Source organism: Cytobacillus sp. T106 (assembly GCF_040492155.1).
GTDB lineage: Bacteria > Bacillota > Bacilli > Bacillales > Cytobacillaceae > Bacillus_AB > Bacillus_AB infantis.
The window spans coordinates 121621-143610 of sequence record NZ_JBEUMK010000010.1; the positions used below are offsets into that span (position 1 = coordinate 121621).

Consider the following 21990-nt stretch of genomic DNA (forward strand, 5'->3'; position numbering starts at 1 on the left):
GCGTACAGAGTGCCTCAAACGAAGTCTATGAAGCACTCTGAAGATGGGAAGGAGCGTACAGAGTGTCTCAAACAAAGTCTATGAAGCACTCTAGAGGATGGAAGGAGCGTACAGAGTGCCTCAAACGAAGTCTATGGAGCACTCTAAAGATGGGAAGGAGCGTACAGAGTGATTCAAACGAAGTCTATGAAGCACTCTAGAGGATGGAAGGAGCGTACAGAGTGCCTCAAACGAAGTCTATGAAGCACTCTAAAGATGGGAAGGAGCGTACAGAGTGCCTCAAACGAAGTCTATGAAGCACTCAAAAGATGGGAAGGAGCGTACAGAGTGATTCAAAAGAAGCCTATGAAGCATTCTGGAGGATGGAAGGAGCGTACAGAGTGCCTCAAACGAAGTCTATGAAGCACTCTGAAGATGGGAAGGAGCGTACAGAGTGTCTCAAACAAAGTCTATGAAGCACTCTAGAGGATGGAAGGAGCGTACAGAGTGCCTCAAACGAAGTCTATGAAGCACTCTAAAGATGGGAAGAAGCGTACAGAGTGATTCAAACGAAGTCTATGAAGCACTCTAGAGGATGGAAGGAGCGTACAGAGTGCCTCAAACGAAGTCTATGAATCACTCTAGAGGATGGAAGAAGCGTACAGAGTGATTCAAACGAAGTCTATGAAGCACTCTAGAGGATTGAAGGAACGTTCAGAGTGCTTCAAGAGAGGTCTATAGAGCACTCCAGATATCAAGAATAGCAAATAGGCTGCCTTAAAAATATGGAGTGAAAAACAAAAATTGCAGGAGGAGATCGGTTTTCTGAATACCAAGAGGGAAGAATCAAATCCCCCCAGCAGGGTATAAAATCCAAAGTATGGTAAGGTAATAGTATGACAGATAAAGGAGTGATGGAAGATGGTTAATGGGATACCTGAAGTAAAGCTTAATGATGGATTGTCCATTCCGGCAATCGGGCTGGGTACATATCAATTGAAGGGGAGTGCAGGCGCCGAGTCGATCCGCAAGGCGATTGATGAGGGAGGATACCGGCTTCTGGATTCTGCGTATAACTATGAAAACGAGGGGACAGTCGGCGAGGCTGTAAAAAGAAGCTCTGTTTCCAGGGAGGATCTGCTCATCACATCGAAGCTCCCGGGGCGTTATCATGAATCAGCAAAAGGGATGATTGCAATTGAAGAATCCCTCTACAGAGCTGGCTTGGATTATTATGATATTTATTTGATTCACTGGCCAAACCCGAAGAGAGAATTGTATGTTGAAGCCTGGCAAACTTTAATAGAAGCAAAGAAAAAAGGGTATGTCCGTTCAATCGGTGTCTGCAATTTCCTGCCGGAGTATTTGGACAGGCTGGAGAAGGAGACAGGGGTTAAACCGAGCATGAACCAGGTCGAATTGCATCCTTATTTCAACCAGGAAGAACAGCGCGCCTATCATGAGAAACATGGTATTCTGACAGAGTCATGGAGCCCGCTCGGCCGCGGCAGCGATCTTCTCGGAAATGGGGATATTCAAAAGATTGCTGAAAAGCATGGGAAATCCATAGCCCAGGTGGTTCTTCGCTGGCATTATCAGCTGGGAGCTGTATCCATTCCTAAATCCTCCTCTGCTGAAAGACAGAAAGAGAATATTTCTATCTTTGATTTTGAACTGGATGTGGAGGATATGGAGGCCATCTCAAAATTAAGCCATCCCGGCGGCAGGCTGCATGACCAGGACCCGGCTGAATATGAGGAATTCTGATCAAAAATGAGCTGGCTACAGCTCATTTTTTTTGCCCAAATTTTAGTGAATGAGGGGGATTGCCTGCTCTCCTTGTCGAAATAAGGTGTGAGAAGAAAGGAGCTGGCAGAATGCAGGCGAACTTGAAATATGAAAAAAGGATAGTCGAAATGGAGGAAGTATACCTGATAGGCTTTCGCGTACTTTGTGAGGGAAGCCAATATATAGAGGAGATACCCATGGCAGCTAAGTGGCTGAAGGAGCGGGTTTCCGAAATCCAAGGTGTAAAGGATAGCGGGCGGCAGATTGGCGCATTTGTGGTGAATCCGGCTTCGGAAGATGAAGATGGTTATTGGATAGGGGTTTCAGCTGACCAAAAAGATCAGGTGCCAGAAGGGATGACAAGTCAGACTGTTCCGCCTCAGCGGTATGCTGCGATCCATCATCATGGGCCGAACTCAGATATCCGTAAAAGCTATGAAATATTGCACCGCTGGATAGAAGCTGAGGGATATGAACGGGCAAATGACAGATGGAATCTGGAGATTTATGATTTTAACAGCGATCCTGATAATACTGATCATGTGAACGTGGAGCTATTGGATTCCATTAAGTAAAGAAAGCCCGGAGTATATCCAGGCAATCACATCTATTTTTTTATCGGGCGCAGAAGCGTCAGAATTTCTTCTTCCATTGAAGCGAATTGCTGTTCCACTAAGGTTTTGGCATCTGAAACTGCGCTGTTATAAAAATGAGGGGCGAGTGTCTGTTTTACAAAATCGAGCACCCTTTCAGCTGCAAATTCTGATATTTCTTCGTCACGCTCCTGCAGGAAAAACTCCTGGATATCAGAAACCATGGTTTGCTGCTGTTCTTTCGTCAGCTTGATGAACATATATATCACTCCTTCGGTTTGCACTTACTATAGTACAAATAGCGGAGCAAATCCAAGACTGTTATTTTCCTGAAATCTATGTACAGCAGGTAATTGGTAAAAGTCTGGAATAGAATTATAGAAATTATAAACATAAGGGAGAGTTAAGGGATGAAATTCAAGCTGGGTGAAGCAATGGAAGTGCTGGAGCGTACACCCCGGGTATTGGAGATACTTCTGGGAGGGCTGTCTCCTGGATGGCTTGGGGCCAATGAAGGGGAAGGAACCTGGAATCCTGTCGAAGTGGTCGACCATTTGATTGAAGGAGAAAAGCATAACTGGGTGCCTCGCCTCAAGTTTATGCTGGAAAAAGGGGAAGAAGAATCATTCCCTCCGTTTGACCGCTTTTCCCACTTGAAAAAGGAGGAACAGACGGTCGCCCGGAAGCTTCATGAATTTAAAGAGATCAGGGCTGAAAACCTGGCTCTTCTGCGGGAACTGATGGTGACCGAAGACAGGCTGGAAGCTGCAGGAAAGCATCCTGAATTTGGAACCGTGAAGGCAAGGGAGCTGGTTTCCACCTGGGCAGTGCATGACCTGACCCATCTTTCACAGATCGCAAGGGTTATGGCAGAAAGATATCGTAAGGATGTCGGCCCTTGGGTAGAGTATCTTGGTATACTCAGCAGAAATGGAAATGCCGGGTTAGGAGAAGAAAAGTGAGAATCCGGAGAATGTTCTTTACCTTTAGCCTTCTATTTCTTTTGATTGCAGCATGTCCGGCTATCACTGGAGCGACCAAGTGGGTGAGCAGCTTTGTTGTCTGGGAAGGCTATCAGTATACAGTACAGGATGATTATATAGAAGAAAGCGAAATCGAGTCAGAAATCGGGCAAGTGACATCTTATTCAGATATGTATCCTATGGGCGGCAATTTTTCCAATGAGTTTGAGGAAGGAAGCAAATATTTCTCAATAAAAGGAGTGAGTACTGAAGAATCTATTGCAGTGGAAGCAGGGAGCGGAATATATGTAAGAGCTGACAGGGAAAGAAAATATACCTTTGTTAATGAGGAAAGTACATTTCTGCCGCTGCTTATCCCAGTTCTTGTTATTATATTTGTTCTTTTAATGGCGGGTACAGTTATGGCAGAAACAAAGCTTAAGAAATAAGGAGGGGCCATGGCTAAATATATCAGCATCTTTTTTCTTGGGATCGGATCCAGCATCATACTGTTTTTTATCTTTGCAAGTATTTTTGATGACAGTTCACCGGGGGAATTCGCCGCAGTGACATTTGGCTGCATCATTATTATCTTAGTTTCTTTTTTGATTGCACTTTTGTATTATGTTATCGATCTAATCAAAAAATTGAAATAGGCACCCATGCAGGGTGCCTATTATTCTGGAAGCTTAGATTCTGCGGCAGTTGCGATTATTGTTAGGGTCCCTGCCGCAATCGAAATTTTCCACAATAGTTTCGTTCACTGTCCTTTCAGTGACAGGGAAATAATTCTCATTGCGGATGATCGTACGGTTAACATTCACAATTTCCGTCGGGTGAATCCTTCTGATTGTTTTAGTGCGTGTGTTATTGCGGACTACTGTTTCCGTTGGGCTTACAATCGTTTTGTCAGCTGCAGCACGTTCACGGCATTTTCTGCAATTGCATCTCATGACTCCACCTCCCTCATCATGGCGCTACATTATTTTATGATTGAGGGGCTGAGCTTGTACTAGATGAAAGCATCATCTTTTCGCTAAGGAGGAGGGGGGGAACAAGTGATTTTAATAACGGGAGCTTTCTTAAGAAGCATGATCCAGGATGATGGATACAAGAAGCCCAAGGGAGGCGACAAGCCCTGTAACAGGACCGCTGTCTTCATAGGCTTCCGGCATCATCGTTGAAGCGATCATGCTAATGATGCCTCCCCCAGCAAAAGAAGCGATTCCCGCCATCACTTCAGCAGGAGCCCCGGCAAGGAGGCTGTAGCCTGTAAGCGATGCAATGGCAGAGATGGCGAGTACAGTGAACCAGAGCAGAAAAATCTTTGTATAGGAATATCCGCTTTTTTTCATGCCGGCAGTACTGGAGAGTCCTTCCGGAATATTGCTGATGAATATGGCCGCGACTAAGAGGAAGCTGACAGACTGTCCCTCGATCAAACTTGCTCCGATCATGATCGATTCAGGAATTGCATCAATGACGGTGCCGATAAAAATGGCCATTCCTCCGCTTCCTGCAGCCATATGGCTGGACCGTTTCCGTTTATCTGCACCTCTCCGGGAAACTATGCTGTCAAGGATGGTAAAAAGGAGGGCGCCCGAGAGAAATCCGATGCTAGTGGCTAGGATGCCGCCTTCAAGAACGGCATTTCCAATCAGTTCATAAGATGCTGCACCAATCAGTACACCTGTACCGAATGCCATGATCAGCCCTATGATTTTTTGCGGGATAGGCAAAAGCATTGATGCCATTGCCCCCAATAAGACAGCAGATCCTGATAGTCCTCCCCAAAACAAGGCATTCCACATGCAGACTTACCCCCTCGGTTTTTGCGGCTACTCTTAATTTCTCTTTTTAGAGTGCACAGTTGAAGGGGAAACATGCTTATTTTGGTTCCAGGGAAGTGATGTTAGGCTCCTGCCAGTTTCTTTTTGTTATCCCAGTAACTTTGTATGGCTGATATTAATGTCCATTTATCTGTATAAACAGAGGACATTTGTGTTCCTTGGTCTACAAGTACAAATACATTCTTTACGTAATTTATAATGGCGTAGGGAATATTTTGCTGGGTCGAAAGGGTGAGGGTTATTTCGGTCTGCGGGTATTTTTCCAGTATTTTCAGCAGTTCATTCAAATGGTCTTCTTCCAATTTCAGGACTCCTTCATTATGTCTTTAATAAAGAGAATAGCAGAGACTGAGAGTGGCTTCCTGTTTGAGTGTGTTTAAGGAATCATTTTTTTGCTGTGCTTTTCAATATATTGTCAAATTCATCTAACAATGCATCTTTATCTGGATAGCCACATTTTCATTCACCCAGTTATGGTATTATGACTAAAATGGTAAGTTTATACATACTGATATGTGGCTGTTTGGAGGAGACAAAGTGGTTAATTTTACGACTAAAGAAACCGCACATAAAGCAGGCGGAAAACTGGAGGTTCTGGGTGAATTAGCTGCATGTGTTGCACATGAAATCCGCAATCCAATGACAGTGGTTAAGGGATTTCTGCAATTGGCCGGTGAACAGGGGAATACTCCTTTTAAGGAATATGAAAAGGTCATAATGACAGAAATTGACCGGATGGATGAATATTTAGAAGATCTGCTTTTATTGGCGAATCCTCAAGCTGCCCAACATTTTCAAGGAAAAGAAGAGATCGATCTTTTTTCTGAAATAAAGACAGCGGTCAAGACGCTTCAGACTGAAGCCGGAAAAGAGGGGAAAAAACTGCAGATCCACAAACAGAGGGAAGCTTCCTGTTCCATATTTGTTAACCGGCATTACCTTAAGCGCATCACTGAAAATATTATTAAGAATGCAATAGAAGCTTCACAGCCATCTGGAGTAATAAAAGTTGTGGTTGATTCCGCTGATAACAGAGCAAGAATGAGGGTGATTGATACAGGAACCGGAATCCCAGCCGAAAAAATAACCCGGCTTGGAGAACCTTTTTATTCAATTAAAGAAAAAGGAACTGGCCTTGGTTTGACCATCTGCCATAAATTAGTCAAGGCTGATTCAGGAGAGCTCCTGATCAAAAGTAAAGAGGGCTGGGGCACAGCTGTGACTGTCTCGTTTCCAATGTCCCCATCTTTGGAAACTTAAACTTCGTATAAAAACCGGCAAGAAAGGAGAACAGCTTTAGATGCTCCTGTCTTGCCGGCATGCAGCCCTCACATATTCGTTTTTGGATTTGTATTGACTCTTCCGTTTTTATTTTCTTTTTCATGCCCGTGCACCTGGTCTCCGCCGTCCCCTTTTTCCTTGGCGATCTTACCCCCAAGACTCACATTCGGAAATTCCTTTTCCGCCATTCCAATCACCTCCATATCAGTAAAATAACCAATGTTAAAGGTTTTTATTTTGGGTTTATGCTGGCTGCCTTTAGCTGCTGTTTCACGTCGTTGACATTCTTGGCATTATGATATCTAATAGTATTAGATAAAATAAATTAAAAGGTGCTGATTATGGATTATAAAGATTTAGTGGATGAATTTTTCCAGAATATAAGCAAATCACCAAAGATGCCTTTCCAAAAGAAAGTCAATGACCTTTCTCATGGGGAAAGGAGTATATTGGGCTACCTGACCTTTATACAAAATGAGGTTACTTCAGGTGAACTGAGTGAAAAGCTGTGCCTTTCAACTCCGAGAGTAGCTGCCGCACTCAAAAATCTGGCAAAGAAAGAATATATCGAGCGGAGCAGGGACGAAAATGACAAACGTCTCGTGATTGTTTCCATTACTCCATTTGGCAGAACTTTTGTAATGGAAGAGCATGGAGAAGCAAAGCGTATTGTCGAAAAGACCTTCAGGAAGCTCGGGGAACATGATGCTAAAGAGTTTGTCCGTATTGTGAAGCGCATAGAAGAAATTCATAAAGAAATGGAATAATGTTCAACCGCGCAATTCGGTTAATCTGCACTTAATATCTAATACTGTTAGATAAAGTCTAAGGGGGAATTTGGCGGATGCTTGCTATGTTTAAGCATTTTAAAGGGAAAGATTGGCTGCTTGTCCTGTGCAGCCTCATATTTATCATTGTACAGGTCTGGCTTGACTTAAAGCTGCCTGAATATATGCATGAAATCACCATGCTTGTCCAGACAGAAGGCAGCAGTATGGGTGATGTCCTTATTCAGGGCGCTTACATGCTTTTATGTGCCATCGGCAGTATGGCTGCTGCCATGATAGTCGGCTTTTTTGCCGCACAGGTGGCTGCCGGATTTGCCGTACGGCTGCGCGGAATGGTGTTTGAAAAAACAATGTCGTTTTCTATGGAGGAGATCAATGGGTTCTCAACCCCAAGTTTGATCACGCGCTCCACCAATGATATCACCCAGATTCAGCTGCTGATCGCTGTTGGATTGCAGGCGATTGTTAAGGCGCCGATACTGGCTGTTTGGGCGATTTTGAAAATTATGGGCAAAAGCTGGCAGTGGACTGCAGCGACCGGGATTGCTGTTGCCGTTCTTATGGTGATGCTCGCTGTCATCATTGTCATAGCGCTCCCTAAATTTAAAGTGATCCAGACTTTAACAGACAACCTGAATCGCGTGACCAGGGAAAACCTCACTGGAATCCGGGTAGTCAGAGCCTATAATGCTGAGGAATACCAGGAAGATAAGTTTGAAAAGGCAAACAGTGAGCTGACGAGGACCAATCTTTTTACAGGAAGGACCATGGCGATCATGATGCCGGTTATGACATTGATCATGTCGGGAATCAATCTTGCCATCTATTGGATCGGTGCCTTTATCATCAACAATGCTGCTACACCAGACAAACTGACCCTTTTCTCTGATATGGTCGTGTTCTCTTCTTACAGCATGCAGGTCATAATGGCCTTTATGATGCTGTCGATCATCTTTGTGATGCTGCCGCGTGCGACGGTATCCGCAAAGAGGATCAATGAGGTGCTGCAAACAGATTCCAAAATCCTTGACGGCACCTTAAAAGGGAATGATTCAAAAGCTGCAGGGGAGATTGAATTCCGGAATGTCAGCTTCAAATATCCGGATGCGGCGGATTATATCCTGAAGAATATCAGCTTTACCGCCCATAAAGGGGAGACTGTCGCTTTTATCGGATCAACAGGCAGCGGGAAAAGCACCTTGCTCAACCTGATTCCCCGCTTTTATGATGCGACAGAAGGCGAAGTGCTGGTCGATGGCATCAACGTTAAAGATTACAGGCAAGAAGATCTCCGCAATAAGCTTGGCTACGTTTCGCAAAAGGCTGTATTGTTCAGCGGCACAGTATCGGAAAATATCGCCTACGGCACCGGCGGGACAGAACCTGGAGAGAAGATGGAAAGAGCGGCAGAAATAGCGCAGGCCACTGAATTTGTTGAAAAGCTGGAAGACCAGTATCAAGGCGTTATTTCCCAGGGAGGAACCAATCTTTCAGGAGGCCAGAAGCAGAGGCTGTCCATTGCCAGGGCCATTTATAAGCAGCCGGAAATTTATCTGTTTGATGATTCCTTCTCGGCACTTGATTATAAAACAGACAGGCGGCTGCGGTCACTTTTGAAAAAAGAAACCAGTGACAGCACCACCCTGATTGTGGCCCAGCGGATCGGTACCATCAAAGACGCAGACCGCATCGTAGTCCTTGATCAAGGGAAGGTTGCCGGCATCGGAACACATGAAGAATTGCTGGACGGCTGCAGCGTGTATCAGGAGATTGCCTATTCTCAGCTGTCAAAGGAGGAACTGGAAATTGGCTGATAAAAAATATAACCGCAAAAGGCCAGGAAAAAAAGGCGGACCAGGTGCCATGGGGCCGGAAGGCGGTCAAAAACCAAAGAATTTCAAGAAGACTATAAAGAAGCTGGTTTCCTATTGCAGGGCCTATCTGCCGTTTATTGTGACTGCCCTTGTTCTGGCAATGGCAGCATCCATCTTCAGCATCATCGGCCCGGACCTTCTCAGCAGGATCACTGACCTGATTGCAGAAGGGCTGATGACAGAAATCAATTTGGATGAGGTAGTGAGTATTGCTTCCATCCTCGCCTTTTTATATGGCCTGGGTTTTCTGTTCAATTATATTCAGGGATTCATCATGGCAACAGTTACCCAGCGGGTATCCAAAAACTTAAGGAGCGATTTATCCTCTAAAATGAACCGGATGCCTTTGAAATACTTTGATTCAGGCAGCACCGGAGATGTTCTCAGCCGCGTGACAAATGACGTCGACCTGATCGGGCAGACGATGAACCAGAGCTTAAGCACATTAGTATCAGCCATCACGATGTTCCTCGGCTCACTCGTCATGATGTTCTATACAAATTGGATCATGGCTGTCTCTGCCATCCTTTCAACATTGATCGGTTTTGTGTTTATGAGTTTCTTAATATCCAAGTCCCAGAAATACTTTGCCCAGCAGCAGGCAGAGCTGGGAAGGCTAAACGGACATATTGAAGAAATATATTCAGGGCACAGCGTGGTAAAAGTATATAACGGAGAGCCGGAAGCTAAGGCAACATTCCACAAAATCAATACAAGGCTGTATGAAAGCGCCTGGAAGTCTCAGTTCCTTTCTGGGCTCATGATGCCGATCATGATGTTCGTCGGCAACTTAGGCTATGTCGTTGTATGTGTGGCAGGTGCAGTATTGGCTGTAAATGGATCAATAACATTTGGAGTCATCGTCGCATTCATGATCTATATCAGATTGTTCACGCAGCCGCTTTCCCAGCTTGCACAGGCAGCGGCAAACCTTCAGGCCACCGCAGCTGCAAGTGAGCGTGTGTTTGAGTTTTTGGCTGAAGATGAGCTGGAAAATGAAGATAATAAGAAAACAGTTCTCAATGATGTCAAAGGAGAAGTTGAATTTAAAAATGTCCGCTTTGGCTACAGCGAAGATAAAATGATTATCAATGATTTTTCTGCTCTCGCAAAATCAGGGCAAAAAGTGGCGATTGTCGGACCGACTGGGGCGGGAAAAACGACCATCATCAACCTGCTTATGCGCTTTTATGAAGTAAGCGGGGGAGAAATCCTGATCGATGGTGTGCCCACAAAAGAATTGAGCCGTGAAAAATTGCGAAGCCTGTTCTGCATGGTGCTTCAGGATACATGGCTGTTTGAAGGGACGATCCGTGAAAACATTGTCTATTCCAGAAAAGGGGTAAGTGATCAGGAGGTAGCGGAAGCTGCAAAAGCCGTTGGCCTGCATCATTTTATCCAGACGCTGCCTATGGGATATGATACCATCCTCGATGATAAGGCAAATCTCTCAGCAGGACAGAAGCAGTTAATTACGATAGCACGGGCCATGGTAAAAGATGCACCGCTCCTGATTCTGGATGAAGCAACAAGCTCTGTAGACACACGCACAGAAGTGTTGATCCAGGAGGCAATGGATAAGCTGACAGCAGGCAAAACATCCTTCGTCATAGCCCACAGGCTGTCCACCATCAAAAACGCCGACCTGATTCTCGTCATGAAAGATGGGGACATCATCGAAAGCGGAAATCACGAGGAACTGCTGGGGCAGAATGGCTTTTATGCCGATTTGTATAATAGCCAGTTTGAGGATGCTTCTTAAAGAAAGGCTGATGGTAAGGATAGAAAATGATAGCTTTTATGTAAAAATGGCACACTCATCTATGCTCGCAGAACGGAATCTTTTTATATACCAAATAAAATTACTGAGAGGCTGGCGATAGGCATAGTGGAGACCGTCTGGACAGAGAAAAGAAACAGAGGGTACTAGTCATGCGGACTAAAACCCTCTGAAAGGTGAAAAAAGAAACAGAGGGTACTAATCAGACGGACTAAGACCGTCTGAACAGAGAAAAAAGAAACAGAGGGTATTAGTCATGCGGACTAAAACCCTCTAAAAGGTGAAAAAAGAAACAGAGGGTACTAATCGGACGGACTAAGACCGTCTGAACAGTGAAAAGAGAAACAGAGGGTACTAGTCAGACGGACTAAGACCGTCTGGACAGAGAAAAAAGAAACAGAGGGTACTAGTCAGACGGACTAAGACCGTCTGGACAGAGAAAAAAGAAACAGAGGGTACTAGTCATACGGGCTAAGACCCTCTGAACACAGAAAATCGAAACAGAGGGATCCATCCAACCGATTCGCTATAATAATTAAAAACAAACCATTATGTCAGGCTGTCGACTAAAAAGACAGCTTTTTTTCTGCTTTTTTTAAAACCTTATTTCTGCATGAAGATATCATCCTAGCTTAAACAAAATTGTCCTGTGGTTAAACAAACAAATATGAGGGGCTAAACAAAAGATAAAGGAAATATTTTGAAAAAATGAAACCTTTCCATACCGCCATTCGTAAATATAGGAAAACCACTGGAAAGGAGCTGTAAAAATGGACCGTATGATCTTTTTATGGATTGCGGGCATTTACCTGCTGCTTTCATTTATTCTTGCTCCCGTTCAATATGGATATATTAAAGAGCTGAAGAAAATGGATCAGGAGCGGAAAGCACAAGGAAAAGCCCAGGATGAGTTTTATGAGAGCATGGCCTTTGAAAATCAGCTGCTGCATTATAATGCTCAAGGGTTCCTATTCTGGGGAGCGAATCTGATTGCTTCATTATTTTACAAACTCAAAAACAGATAAGAATGGGAAGGGCAGCCCTTGCGGCGGCCCTTTTTTCCTGGAACAGAGCATTCCATAGACCCGGCAGCTCGCTTTGGGATATAATTCTATTATTCTGAAAAGACAGGAGAATACATATGCATACTAAATCGCTTCAAGAATCATACAGCCTGGTTAAATATCCGCTCGCAGGCCATGGCAAACGGAATGTAGAAGTACTGAAAAACGCATTTGAACAGATCAGCGGTTCTATAGAGAGTGAAATGTACGGGAAAGGGAAGGTAATCGAGGATTTTCAGGATAAAATGGCAAACCTGCTCGGAAAGGAGGCTGCTGTTTTTTTCCCAAGCGGTACAATGGCCCAGCAGATCGCTCTGCGTATCTGGTGCGACGAAAAGGGCGTTGCGAAGGTTGCTTACCACCCTTTAAGCCATCTTGAAATTCATGAAGAAGATGGGTTGAAAGAGCTGCACCATATCGAAACTGTCCTGCTCGCAGACCAAACAAGGGTGATTGAACTTGATGATGTCACTGGCATGGAAGAGGACGTTGCCTGCCTGCTGCTTGAATTGCCTCAGCGTGAGATCGGCGGACAGCTTCCTGATTATGGGACTTTGGAAAAAATATCAGCCTATTGCCGTGAAAAAGGGATTAAGCTGCAGCTGGACGGTGCCCGCTTACTGGAAGTGCTCCCCTACTATAAAAAAACAGCCGCAGAAGTGTGTGCACTATTTGATAGTGTCTATGTCTCACTTTACAAGGGAATTGGCGGGATTGCCGGTGCAGTTCTTGCGGGGAGCAAAGAGTTCACGGAGAAATCAAAGGTCTGGAAACGGCGCCACGGAGGCGATTTGATCAGCCTTTATCCATATATCCTTTCAGCTGATTATTATTATGACCAGCGTTCCGGGAAAATGGATGCTTATTATGAAGAAGCAAAAGAGCTTGCACAATTATACAACAGCTGTGAAGGCGTATATACTTTACCAACTATTCCGGTATCCAATATGTTTCATGTCCATTTTGAGCACCCGAAAGGAGAAATCGAACCAATTCTGATTCAAATACAGGAAGAGACAGGGATAGGCTTTACAGGAAATCTTAGAGAAAAAGACAGCCATTCCTCCTATTATGAGGTAAGCATTGGCGACTTGTATGAGGAGGTTCCAAAAGACCTGCTCAATCAATCATTCCAGCTGCTCAATGAAAAGATGGCAAAGGCGTTCGAATGACTTTTTTATATTCGTTTTTTGCACAAAATGCGGATGGTATAACCATTTTTCTAAAAGACGAAATCCTAAGAAGATACTAATGCTCAAGGAGAGATTATTTTGCTGCAGGATGCAAAGCATGCTTTCTCGATAAGGGAAGCGAAAATAGAAGATGCCAAAAGCCTTTCTGAACTGAGGGTGAAAATAGACGGCGAAACGGAAAACATGGACAGGGAGAGCGGCGAGGATTTTATCAGTGAAGAAGGATTTAAAAAAGTCATTTTAAATGACAGCAAGCAGAAGACCCATCTTTTTCTGGTAGCTGAAGCGGATGGCAAACTTGTCGGCTTTTCCCGCTGCGAAGGCTCCAATTTAAGAAGAACGGCCCATAAAGTGGAGTTCGGAGTATGCGTTCTGAAAGATTATTGGGGAAATGGAATCGGTAAACGCCTTCTGATTGATTCTATCAGGTGGGCGGAAGATGCAGATATTAAAAAAATCACCCTTCAAGTACTGGAAACAAATGAAAATGCCATCCAGCTTTACAAAAGGGTTGGCTTTGAAATTGAGGGTGTATTGAGAAGAGATAAGCTGCTGTCTGACGGTAAATATTATGACACAATAGTTATGGGCAGAATCTTGCAGAATCAGTTGTAAAAGAAATCCTTTCGGTTATGGAGACAACTGGTACGATTATTCTAACTGGGTGTCTAATATATCTATTTGCTGGTTGGTTCTTTATCTGCCTCATCGTGGTCAATAAGCAGGATATCTTGTACAGCCGGTTGTATAAGCATCCCTGCAGGCCATCATGCAGCGTCAGATCCTGCCGGAATCCCTCTATAGGCTATTCTTCTTATTTTTTTCTGGTGTCTTGAACAGCAAATACGATGTAAAATAACAGCCATCAGCAACTTTAGCAGAGGAGCAGAAAAGATGACACTTACCATCCGTAAAATGGAACCAAATGATACAGAACAGGTACAGAATGTAGCAAAGGCAAGCTGGCACAGCACCTATGAAGGCATCATACCCAGGGAGGTGCAGGATCAATTCCTGGCTGCAGCCTACAGCAGTGAACGTATGCTGCAAAGAATTGAAAGATCCCATCTTTTTGTTGCAGAGGCAGAAGGGCAGATTGTCGGCTTTGCCAACTTTTCACCTGTAAACAAGGAAGGAAAAGCAGAGTTGGGTGCCATCTATCTTTTTCCGGAAGCACAGGGCAAAGGGATTGGAACCTCCCTCCTCAACAAAGGTATAGAAGAACTGGCCGGTGTGAAAGAGATTTATATAAATGTAGAAAAAGATAATGAGATCGGCAGGAATTTTTATCTGGCAAAAGGTTTTGAGCTTATCAAAGAGTTCGAGGAGGAATTTGAAGGACATGTATTAATGACAATCCGCATGGTTTTGCGTTTGGTTAGTTAATGCCCTAAGTCTCATCCTTGTAATAAAAAACGTATAGAGGGAGGAAGGCTATATGGATCGCTTTGATTTTAGCCTGAATAATAAGCTTGTTCGAGCGTGGGTGCTCATCATGCTGCCGGTTATTGCCGTGTCAATTATAATGTTTTGGGTAGTCCCTTCAGAATTCTTTTTTGTTCCTCACCTGCTGTCTATAGTGGCGACTGTGGGATTCTTTACTTATTTCTTGCTTATTAAAAAGAGAAAATAAAGAACAGCTGCAAAACAAGATCAATCATGCACTAGAGTGCATAGAAAGTCGGATGCTCAATTCCTTCAACTGTTAAATTAAATATGAAAGGAGGTCATCCAAGTGGATTTGCTAAAGCAGCTGAATGAAGCTATTGCCTATATTGAGGAAAATTTGACAGGAGATATAGATTATAGGGAGGCAGCAAAAAAAGCCTTTTGTTCGGAATTTCACTTTAAGCGGATGTTCGTTTTCCTTTCTGGGGTCTCCATATCAGAATATGTACGCAAAAGGCGGCTGACCATGGCAGCGCTCGAGCTGGCTGATGAAAAGATAAAAGTGATTGATGCTGCAGTGAAGTATGGCTACAGCTCGCCGGATTCTTTTTCAAGGGCATTTTTCCAGATGCATGGGATTACCCCATCAGAAGCTCGGAAAACTGGCTATAGGCTAAAAGCATTTCCACCGATGTCCTTTCAGTTGACAATAAAAGGAGGAAATGAAATGAACTTCCGGCTTGAAGAAAAGGGTCCTTTTTATATTGTGGGCCTTAAAAAAAGGGTTCGAATCCAATTTAATGGTGTGAACGGAGAAATCGCTGAAATGTGGAGGAGTTTGACTCCAGATAAGATCCAGGAACTGAAAGCATTGTCCGACCAGGAACCCGGGGGCCTGATTAGTGCTTCTGTCCACTTTTCAGAAGGAAGGATGAAGGAAAAAGGAGAGCTTGACCATTATATTGGTGCTGCCACTGGAGAGCCGGGCCCAGCACGATATGAATCACTCAAGATTGAGTCTTCCTCCTGGGCTGTGTTTGAAGCGAAGGGGCCTTTTCCTGAGACTTTGCAGAATATATGGGGACGCATTTATGCTGAATGGTTTCCCTCATCAGGTTATGAACAGACGGAAGGTCCGGAAATTCTCTGGAACGAAAGCAAAGATACCTCATCCCCTCAATTCAAAAGCGAAATTTGGATACCGGTAATAAAACGGAAGACACCCTTTAAATGAATGAGAAAGGAAAGGGCAGCAATCCTTTCCTTTTTAATATTTAGTTTGCCTGCTGATTAAATGGCCTATAGAGGCGTCTAAAAAAAGACAAAGGGGAAGCTATGATAACATACATATACATGGTGAGGCATGGAGAGTCGCCAAAAGAAAATGAAAATGAAAGATCAAGAGGGTTGACTGAAAAAGGAAAAAGAGATGCACAAAAGGTATGTGAATGCCTTCTGGATGAAGGAGTTAATATGTTTGCATCAAGTCCTTATCAGCGTGCGGTACAGACAATTGAGGGGGCCGCAGCAAGGCTCAATAAAGACATCCATGTTTTTGAGGATCTGAAGGAAAGAGTGTTCCTGCCGGATGAAGCTATTATAAGTAAAGAGAAATTGCTGCCGCTGCTGGAGCGGTCTTTTTCCGACCCTGATTACACTTTGCCGGGCGGGGAGTCGAATAGAGCTTGCCAAGATAGAGCAACAAGAGTATTGCTTCATCTGATTCGAACAAATCAGGGCAGGAGAATTGCCATCGGTACGCATGGGGCTGTTATGACTCTTATGATGGGTAAGTTTAGTAGAGAATACGGATTGGGATTTTTATTAAGTTCCTCCAAGCCTGATTTATATAAATTGGAATTTGATGGAATCATACTTTCAAAGGTAACCAGGCTTTACCATGTCTAGCTTCGCGGCCCGGAATGTCCCCATTATATATCTGGAGGCACTGCTCTAAGCTGCCGGCTGGCCAATGAATCTTCCAGTATTTCTTCGTACAGCGAATTCCAGCCTTTATACCATATAGAGGTTCTATCAGGATCTATCAGCATTCTCTCTGCAGATTCGAATTTCCCTTCAAAAGGGTGGAGCAGCTCTATTTCCATGTTATAAATAGCCTGGAATCCTATCTTAGGATACGGGCTGGTTTCGTTCCAAAGCGGATTTTCCTCATGGCTGACAGTGATATACCCAAGAAGGGTGCAATTTCCTTCTATATAGCCCTCTTCCCAGGCTTCCCGCCTGCAGCATTCCTCCGGTGTCTCATTTTCCTCAAGATGTCCTCCAGGGAAATCCCATCCCCGTTCATTCAGATTAACAAGCAGTAATTGGTCATTATAAAAACAGAAGCTATGGATGCTGGTAATCTTATTTAATGGCGGCAATGAACTGCTTTTAGTCCAGGAAAGCTTGATTTTCGCATCTCCCCAATACACAATTATATCCGACATGAACATACCTCCTTATTCTTCTATTATATGATGGTTATCTTTGGAAAACCATTTTGACTTGTCAAGTTTCTATGCTCTTGACCTACCGGGTCAAACCCGCCACATTCTTTAAGTCCTTTTTCGTTTGATGAACCCCCATACTGGAAAAGGTAGGTTAAGAGGGAACAATAGCCGAATCCTTCTTCATCAGGTCACAAAATAAAACTTATTAGCAGTCTATGAAGAACGGAGAGACGATTATGGAATACACCAGCATTATGAGAGAGATTACTCATCAGGTTTTCCTGGAAAACAAACTTCGGGATATGCCCCCTGAGTGGAAAAATGTGCTCCATCATTGGAGAAACTATCTGGCTGATATGTTTGCGGAGGCCTTTCATCCTGACAAGGAATATAGGAAGACAACAATTGGCTTTTGGGAAGATAATCTGGATCAGCTGCTAGCGGCAGGTACACCGGCTGAGCTAATGATAGAGCAGGTATGCTCCTTCAGAGAGGAAACTGCTGCAAAGCTCAGAAAGGTGGCCAAACAAAAAGATTGGACTGAGGACCTTTATGAACAATGGGACAGGCAATTTCACAAAACAGCCGATGATATCATCTGCTGGACCAGTGAAAAGGGATCTGCTTTGATGCGCACGAGATTGCTGGCAGCAGAAGCGAAGGTTAAGATGCTGTCTATACCAATTATCCGGGTTTCTGACGACGTAGCGGTCATATCGCTAGTTGGCGATCTTGATAGAAAAAGGACGAATGACCTCATGGAAAAAGCGCTGCAGTATGGTGCAAGCAGGTCACTGAATTGCATGGTCATTGATTTGTCAGGTGTAGAATTCATCGATACCCGCATCGCTCATGAACTTCTTAGGACAGTCAAAGCGATTCAGATAACAGGGATGACAGTTAAGCTGACAGGGATCCGGCCGGAAATTGCCCAGACATTTGTGAAGCTTGGGGTGAATTTAAACGACATACAAGTTTTTTCAAGCCTTCATCAGGTATTATAGACAGAAGAAAGGAGAGGCAGAAACTGCTTCTCTTTTTTTTGAGGAAAATTGAATCTTTATTCTCAGCATTTCGTCTATTATACTGAATACATATACTTATCTGGAAGTTTTAGACATATTAAAAAAGGATTTTTCCTGGAATGAAGATTGGGGGAACAGGCATCAGGAACCCTAAATGGCATACCGCAGTCCTATATCTGATCTGGATGTTTTCATTCAGTCTATATGATGTGATTCGTGGAGATAGCATCCATTGGCAAAGGAACGTGAGTATCGCAATCTGTATTACTGGAGCCAGGCTATTTTTTACATGGGCATTTACAGAAAAGAAGAGTGACAGCCAGGCGGTGCGTAAATCTGATGAAAAAGGTGATTAAAATGAATACTATTTTTAAAAATGTCATTCAAACAAAGGAAGAATTTGAAGAGTTCCGTCCTGTCGTCGGCTCTCCAAGTGAAAGGGCACAAAGCAAGGTGATTCCAATAGTCGATGAACATTGCCGGGAGTTCATCCGTATGTCACCGTTTCTAACGATGGCAACGTCCAACAGTGCTGGCGAATGCGATGTTTCTCCAAGAGGCGATATGCCGGGGTTTGTTGCCGTAATTGACGAGAAGCACTTATTCATTCCCGAAAGGCCAGGAAATAAGAGGCTGGATTCTGTCCAAAATATATTGAAAAACCCCCATGTTGGTCTTGTTTTTTTTATACCGGGGCTTGGTGAGACCTTAAGGGTTAATGGGGAGGCTTTTATAGTCCGCGACCACGAGCTGCTTGAGATGAGTGCGGTGAATGGTAAGCTGCCTTTGTTCGGCATCGGGGTCCGGGTGAAGGAATGCTATACCCATTGTGCCAAAGCTTTTATCAGGTCAGGGCTGTGGAACCCGGAAACATGGGCAGACAAAGAAGAGCTTCCATCTGCAGCTAAAATGATCGTCGCTCATACAAAGATACCGAATGTCTCTGCAGAGCAGGTTGAAAAGGAACTGAATGAAGGCTATGTGCAGAGGCTTTATTGATCACAGGGAGATTTTCTTATGAATGTTGGGGCTGGCATCATACTGCTGATCATGGGTGCTGTTCTCCTGATAACAGGATGCTCAATTTTAAAGCTGAACAAAAAGGCAGCCTCATTAACATTGGCTTTCGCTACTATTATTCTTTGTATTTCTGTGCTTTTATTGACAGGGATTTATGATCCTTACAGCAATCATATTCATTAAAAAAATACAAGTGAGATTATGACTGTCTTGAAGGGCTGCTCTGCAGCTCTTTTTTTATTGAAAACTAAAATTAATGGGAACTTTTTGCAGCCGTCATTCCTCTAATTAACAAAGATACAGCAGAAGGGGCCGGGGGAAGAGTGTGATTAAAGCGATAAAGGATTCAATTATGCTGAAAAAAATAAAGGAAAAGGATATAGATGCCGTTTTAAGCTGGTTTGAGGCACGCAAATCAAAGTTTTACAAAATCGGCTGGGCTTATTTAAAGAATCATCATGATGTGGAGGATGTATTCCATAATACGATTCTTAAGGTTCATGACCATATCGATACACTGAAGCAGGACCGTTATTTTGAAACATGGGTCACTTCTATTTTCATCAATGAGTGCAGGGACATTTACCGGAGGAATAAGCGCAGGCAGCAGGAAAATGCCATAGAAGGAAGTGAGGCCGGGCAGCATCCCTCTGACCGTCTGGATTTGCTGGATGCACTGGATCAGGTTGATGAGAAATTCAGGGAGCCGATTCTGCTGAAATATATACAAGGATTTTCTCAGGAAGAAATTGCAGGCATTCTCGGGCTTCCGCTCGGCACTGTCAAGAGCCGTATTTATAGGGGATTGCTGATTCTTCGCAAAGAATATGGAGGTGCTGGCCATGACATGCAGTGAAATAGAAAACTTGATGATGGATAGCCTGGAAGGAAGACTCCAGCATGAAGACGAAAAAATATTGAAAGGCCACTTGGAAAACTGCGGAAAATGTGGAGCTGAAATGATACAGCTGCAGGAAATAACGGCAGCATTATCTGTAAGATCAAAAGAAATTGACATGCCTGAAGAATTTATGCTGAATGTGGCAAAAAGGGTCAGGCTGTCAGAATCGGAAAGGAAGAAGAAGAGCAAAGCCAGCATGATCGGCGGTTTGGCGGCAGCTGTCTGCCTTACCTTATTTGTCGGTACGGCAGCTGCCAATGGCGGATTCACTACTTTTAAAGATTGGTGGCAGAATTTCAGTACCGAAGAAAGTGAGCAGGAGCAGAAATACATCCAGTCAGGACTTGGCGAAAAGCTGGATCTGGAAGCAGAAAGCGGCGGGGTAAAAGTGAGGATAACAAGTGTGGCGGCAGATGATATCCAGACTCTGATCTATTATGAAGTAGAAAATTTGAAGAACGACGATCTTTTTAAGCCGGATTATGACGGCATTCAAGTCATGAATGCTGAAGAGTATTGGGGGGATCAGGATGAACCCTCATTTTCGCCCATTAGAAGCCAAATGAATCTTTATTCCAATCAAAAAAATACCTTTAGGGGAAAACTTGCTGTGGCGCCAATGGATCAGCCAGAAGGAACCATTAATCTTAAAATTGTGCAGCTGGAGAAATTTATTGAAGCATCAAATCGGGATGAGGGAAAAGAAAATACACTTGAAGTTTTGAAAGGGGAATGGTCATTCACGGTTCCAGTGGTAAAACATCCCAGCTTGGAATACCCTTTATCTGCCAAAACAGAAGCGGATGGGAATCCAATTGTTTTTGAAAAACTCGTCATTGCTCCTACAGCGACCATGATTACCTACAGATATCAAAACACCCATAGTGATAAAATCCTTGATTATATTGCCATCGACAGTATTGAAACAGAGAAAGGCCTTGTCAGCAACCAGCTCTTCGGTCCTGGAGGAGACATATCAGGCGGTGGGTGGAATACAGTGACAGCTTCCTTCGATTCTATATACGGGGAAGAGCCAAAGGATATTAAAATAAATCTGGGTGCTCTGCAATATTCAGTAGAAGAACCAAAAAGCATTGATCTTAAGGGAAAAAGCCTTCCCATCAAGGCTGAATATAAAGGAAACAGCATCTCAATCGACAGCATAGAACCCGGCAAAACGGCTCAAGTAGTCTTGACTGAGGAATTGCCGGAAAGCCGTGCATATGAAAAACTGCAATTTACAATTGAAGGTAAAGGCAGGACATCATCAGCAGGCAATTCAGACGGTTATTTTATCGACAAAGATGGCCAGAGATACAAGGCTGACGAATACTTTATGCGTACAGCCGAACTATCCGAACCGAGACTGTATACAACAAAGCATACTATTAATCTAAGAGGAGATGGAAGCCGGGAGGTGATTCCTGAACGGCTTGAAATCAAGGGCTACAGCTACACCATATTCAGCAGCAAAAACATAAAGATTGAACTGGATGGAAAAGCAGGGCACTGACCCTGCTTTTATTTTACAATAAATTACTTTTTAAGAGGTTATTCCTATTCTTTAGTCGAATGTAAAAACAAAAGCAACCATAAAAGGAGATAAAAATGGAAATCAGGGAGGCCAGATATGAAGATATTCCGGAGCTGACTGAACTAATAGAGCAGCTCGGCTATCCAGTATCGATCGAAAGGATGGCAGATCGATTTAAGAAGATTCAAACACTTGCTGATCATTATACTTTAGCTGCAGTATCGAAAGACAGCTTAATGGGAATGATTGGCTTTCACACAGGCTATCTGTATACCCAGGACAGTCTGTATGCACGAGTGACTGCGCTAGTCATACACAAAGATTTCCGCGGGTCAGGCATAGGTAAAATGCTCCTGGCTAAGATGGAGGAAAAGGCCGTCAAGCTTGGCGCAGGAGGAATTGTGCTGAACAGCGGCAACCGCGAAGAACGTGAAATAGCGCATCAGTTTTATTTAAGCGCAGGTTATGCGGCCAAAAGCACAGGCTATGTAAAAAGCTTATAGCAGAATAGGAGAA

At 43.8% G+C, this 21990-nt stretch carries 29 protein-coding genes; 23 read left to right on the forward strand and 6 right to left on the reverse strand.

From position 1 onward, the window contains the following. Positions 1-900 precede the first annotated feature (900 nt). Positions 901-1746, forward strand: coding sequence for an aldo/keto reductase (locus ABU165_RS17585; RefSeq protein ID WP_009793477.1), 846 nt, complete (start codon positions 901-903; stop codon positions 1744-1746). Between the two features lie 110 nt (positions 1747-1856). After that, on the forward strand, positions 1857-2342 hold the full coding sequence (locus ABU165_RS17590; RefSeq protein WP_253617104.1) for a GyrI-like domain-containing protein: 486 nt from the start codon (positions 1857-1859) through the stop codon (positions 2340-2342). 32 nt (positions 2343-2374) lie between these two features. Here ABU165_RS17590 and ABU165_RS17595 read toward each other — a convergent pair whose 3' ends face one another. Further along, positions 2375-2620 (reverse strand): DUF2164 domain-containing protein, encoded by a 246-nt coding sequence (locus ABU165_RS17595; RefSeq protein WP_009793479.1) that lies wholly within the window; start codon positions 2618-2620, stop codon positions 2375-2377. A gap of 150 nt (positions 2621-2770) precedes the next feature. Here ABU165_RS17595 and ABU165_RS17600 point away from each other — a divergent pair, with 150 nt between their 5' ends. The 3 genes from ABU165_RS17600 to ABU165_RS17610 are packed head-to-tail and all read left to right on the forward strand — an operon-like array spanning position 2771 to position 3978. After that, complete coding sequence (locus ABU165_RS17600) at positions 2771-3322, forward strand: DinB family protein (protein ID WP_253617102.1); 552 nt, start codon at positions 2771-2773, stop codon at positions 3320-3322. After that, entirely contained in the window at positions 3319-3771 is a 453-nt protein-coding gene (locus ABU165_RS17605; protein ID WP_253617100.1) for a hypothetical protein, read from the forward strand. Before ABU165_RS17600 ends, ABU165_RS17605 begins: the two co-directional genes overlap by 4 nt. 9 nt (positions 3772-3780) lie before the next feature. Next, positions 3781-3978, forward strand: coding sequence for a hypothetical protein (locus ABU165_RS17610; protein WP_129612711.1), 198 nt, complete (start codon positions 3781-3783; stop codon positions 3976-3978). Between the two features lie 33 nt (positions 3979-4011). On the opposite strand, the gene ABU165_RS17615 is transcribed toward ABU165_RS17610, so the two are convergent. From ABU165_RS17615 to ABU165_RS17625, 3 genes are all read right to left on the reverse strand, one after another. After that, positions 4012-4275: a CotD family spore coat protein gene (locus ABU165_RS17615; RefSeq protein ID WP_129612712.1), complete on the reverse strand. Its 264-nt coding sequence runs from the start codon at positions 4273-4275 to the stop codon at positions 4012-4014. 129 nt (positions 4276-4404) lie between these two features. Next, positions 4405-5133 carry a ZIP family metal transporter gene (locus ABU165_RS17620; RefSeq protein ID WP_009793484.1) on the reverse strand — a complete coding sequence of 243 codons (729 nt, stop codon included), beginning with the start codon at positions 5131-5133 and terminating at the stop codon, positions 4405-4407. 101 nt (positions 5134-5234) lie between these two features. Beyond that, positions 5235-5474 carry a hypothetical protein gene (locus ABU165_RS17625; protein WP_009793485.1) on the reverse strand — a complete coding sequence of 80 codons (240 nt, stop codon included), beginning with the start codon at positions 5472-5474 and terminating at the stop codon, positions 5235-5237. Positions 5475-5709: 235 nt separating this feature from the next. On the opposite strand from ABU165_RS17625, the gene ABU165_RS17630 reads away from it, so the two are divergent. Beyond that, positions 5710-6432: an ATP-binding protein gene (locus tag ABU165_RS17630; protein ID WP_253617098.1), complete on the forward strand. Its 723-nt coding sequence runs from the start codon at positions 5710-5712 to the stop codon at positions 6430-6432. Positions 6433-6500: 68 nt separating this feature from the next. On the opposite strand, the gene ABU165_RS17635 is transcribed toward ABU165_RS17630, so the two are convergent. Next, complete coding sequence (locus tag ABU165_RS17635; protein ID WP_022543939.1) at positions 6501-6641, reverse strand: hypothetical protein; 141 nt, start codon at positions 6639-6641, stop codon at positions 6501-6503. Between the two features lie 153 nt (positions 6642-6794). Here ABU165_RS17635 and ABU165_RS17640 point away from each other — a divergent pair, with 153 nt between their 5' ends. The 10 genes from ABU165_RS17640 to ABU165_RS17685 all read left to right on the forward strand — a co-directional run bounded on the left by ABU165_RS17640 (position 6795) and on the right by ABU165_RS17685 (position 16449). Beyond that, entirely contained in the window at positions 6795-7220 is a 426-nt protein-coding gene (locus ABU165_RS17640) for a MarR family winged helix-turn-helix transcriptional regulator (protein WP_009793488.1), read from the forward strand. A 77-nt stretch (positions 7221-7297) separates the two neighbouring features. Beyond that, positions 7298-9055 carry an ABC transporter ATP-binding protein gene (locus ABU165_RS17645; protein WP_318060280.1) on the forward strand — a complete coding sequence of 586 codons (1758 nt, stop codon included), beginning with the start codon at positions 7298-7300 and terminating at the stop codon, positions 9053-9055. A gap of 49 nt (positions 9056-9104) precedes the next feature. Continuing rightward, the gene (locus ABU165_RS17650; RefSeq protein WP_249276788.1) at positions 9105-10877 is read left to right on the forward strand and encodes an ABC transporter ATP-binding protein; all 1773 of its coding nucleotides are present in this window, start codon (positions 9105-9107) and stop codon (positions 10875-10877) included. Between the two features lie 788 nt (positions 10878-11665). Further along, entirely contained in the window at positions 11666-11920 is a 255-nt protein-coding gene (locus ABU165_RS17655) for a DUF3949 domain-containing protein (protein WP_253617094.1), read from the forward strand. A 116-nt stretch (positions 11921-12036) separates the two neighbouring features. Further along, on the forward strand, positions 12037-13131 hold the full coding sequence (locus ABU165_RS17660) for a threonine aldolase family protein (protein WP_253617091.1): 1095 nt from the start codon (positions 12037-12039) through the stop codon (positions 13129-13131). Positions 13132-13230: 99 nt separating this feature from the next. Continuing rightward, complete coding sequence (locus ABU165_RS17665; protein WP_253617089.1) at positions 13231-13767, forward strand: GNAT family N-acetyltransferase; 537 nt, start codon at positions 13231-13233, stop codon at positions 13765-13767. 279 nt (positions 13768-14046) lie between these two features. Continuing rightward, a complete protein-coding gene (locus ABU165_RS17670) occupies positions 14047-14538 on the forward strand; it encodes a GNAT family N-acetyltransferase (RefSeq protein ID WP_318060279.1) in 492 nt (163 codons plus the stop codon). Between the two features lie 52 nt (positions 14539-14590). Next, positions 14591-14785, forward strand: a complete 195-nt coding sequence (locus ABU165_RS17675) for a hypothetical protein (protein ID WP_009793497.1) — start codon at positions 14591-14593, stop codon at positions 14783-14785. A gap of 102 nt (positions 14786-14887) precedes the next feature. Beyond that, on the forward strand, positions 14888-15775 hold the full coding sequence (locus ABU165_RS17680; RefSeq protein WP_009793498.1) for an AraC family transcriptional regulator: 888 nt from the start codon (positions 14888-14890) through the stop codon (positions 15773-15775). Between the two features lie 101 nt (positions 15776-15876). Then, positions 15877-16449 carry a histidine phosphatase family protein gene (locus ABU165_RS17685; RefSeq protein WP_253617080.1) on the forward strand — a complete coding sequence of 191 codons (573 nt, stop codon included), beginning with the start codon at positions 15877-15879 and terminating at the stop codon, positions 16447-16449. Positions 16450-16472: 23 nt separating this feature from the next. Here ABU165_RS17685 and ABU165_RS17690 read toward each other — a convergent pair whose 3' ends face one another. Further along, positions 16473-16991 (reverse strand): NUDIX domain-containing protein, encoded by a 519-nt coding sequence (locus tag ABU165_RS17690; RefSeq protein ID WP_253617078.1) that lies wholly within the window; start codon positions 16989-16991, stop codon positions 16473-16475. A gap of 239 nt (positions 16992-17230) precedes the next feature. On the opposite strand from ABU165_RS17690, the gene ABU165_RS17695 reads away from it, so the two are divergent. The 7 genes from ABU165_RS17695 (at position 17231) to ABU165_RS17725 (ending at position 21977) form a co-directional block, all read left to right on the forward strand. Beyond that, positions 17231-17998 (forward strand): STAS domain-containing protein, encoded by a 768-nt coding sequence (locus ABU165_RS17695; RefSeq protein WP_165352601.1) that lies wholly within the window; start codon positions 17231-17233, stop codon positions 17996-17998. Positions 17999-18138: 140 nt separating this feature from the next. After that, complete coding sequence (locus ABU165_RS17700) at positions 18139-18375, forward strand: hypothetical protein (protein WP_094767595.1); 237 nt, start codon at positions 18139-18141, stop codon at positions 18373-18375. Between the two features lies 1 nt (position 18376). Further along, positions 18377-19018 (forward strand): pyridoxamine 5'-phosphate oxidase family protein, encoded by a 642-nt coding sequence (locus ABU165_RS17705; RefSeq protein WP_035402472.1) that lies wholly within the window; start codon positions 18377-18379, stop codon positions 19016-19018. An 18-nt stretch (positions 19019-19036) separates the two neighbouring features. Then, complete coding sequence (locus tag ABU165_RS17710) at positions 19037-19222, forward strand: hypothetical protein (protein ID WP_009793505.1); 186 nt, start codon at positions 19037-19039, stop codon at positions 19220-19222. Positions 19223-19364: 142 nt separating this feature from the next. Then, positions 19365-19895, forward strand: coding sequence for an RNA polymerase sigma factor (locus tag ABU165_RS17715; protein WP_009793506.1), 531 nt, complete (start codon positions 19365-19367; stop codon positions 19893-19895). Next, on the forward strand, positions 19882-21453 hold the full coding sequence (locus ABU165_RS17720; RefSeq protein ID WP_318060278.1) for a DUF4179 domain-containing protein: 1572 nt from the start codon (positions 19882-19884) through the stop codon (positions 21451-21453). Before ABU165_RS17715 ends, ABU165_RS17720 begins: the two co-directional genes overlap by 14 nt. 95 nt (positions 21454-21548) lie before the next feature. Further along, positions 21549-21977: a GNAT family N-acetyltransferase gene (locus tag ABU165_RS17725; protein WP_009793508.1), complete on the forward strand. Its 429-nt coding sequence runs from the start codon at positions 21549-21551 to the stop codon at positions 21975-21977. Positions 21978-21990 lie beyond the last annotated feature (13 nt).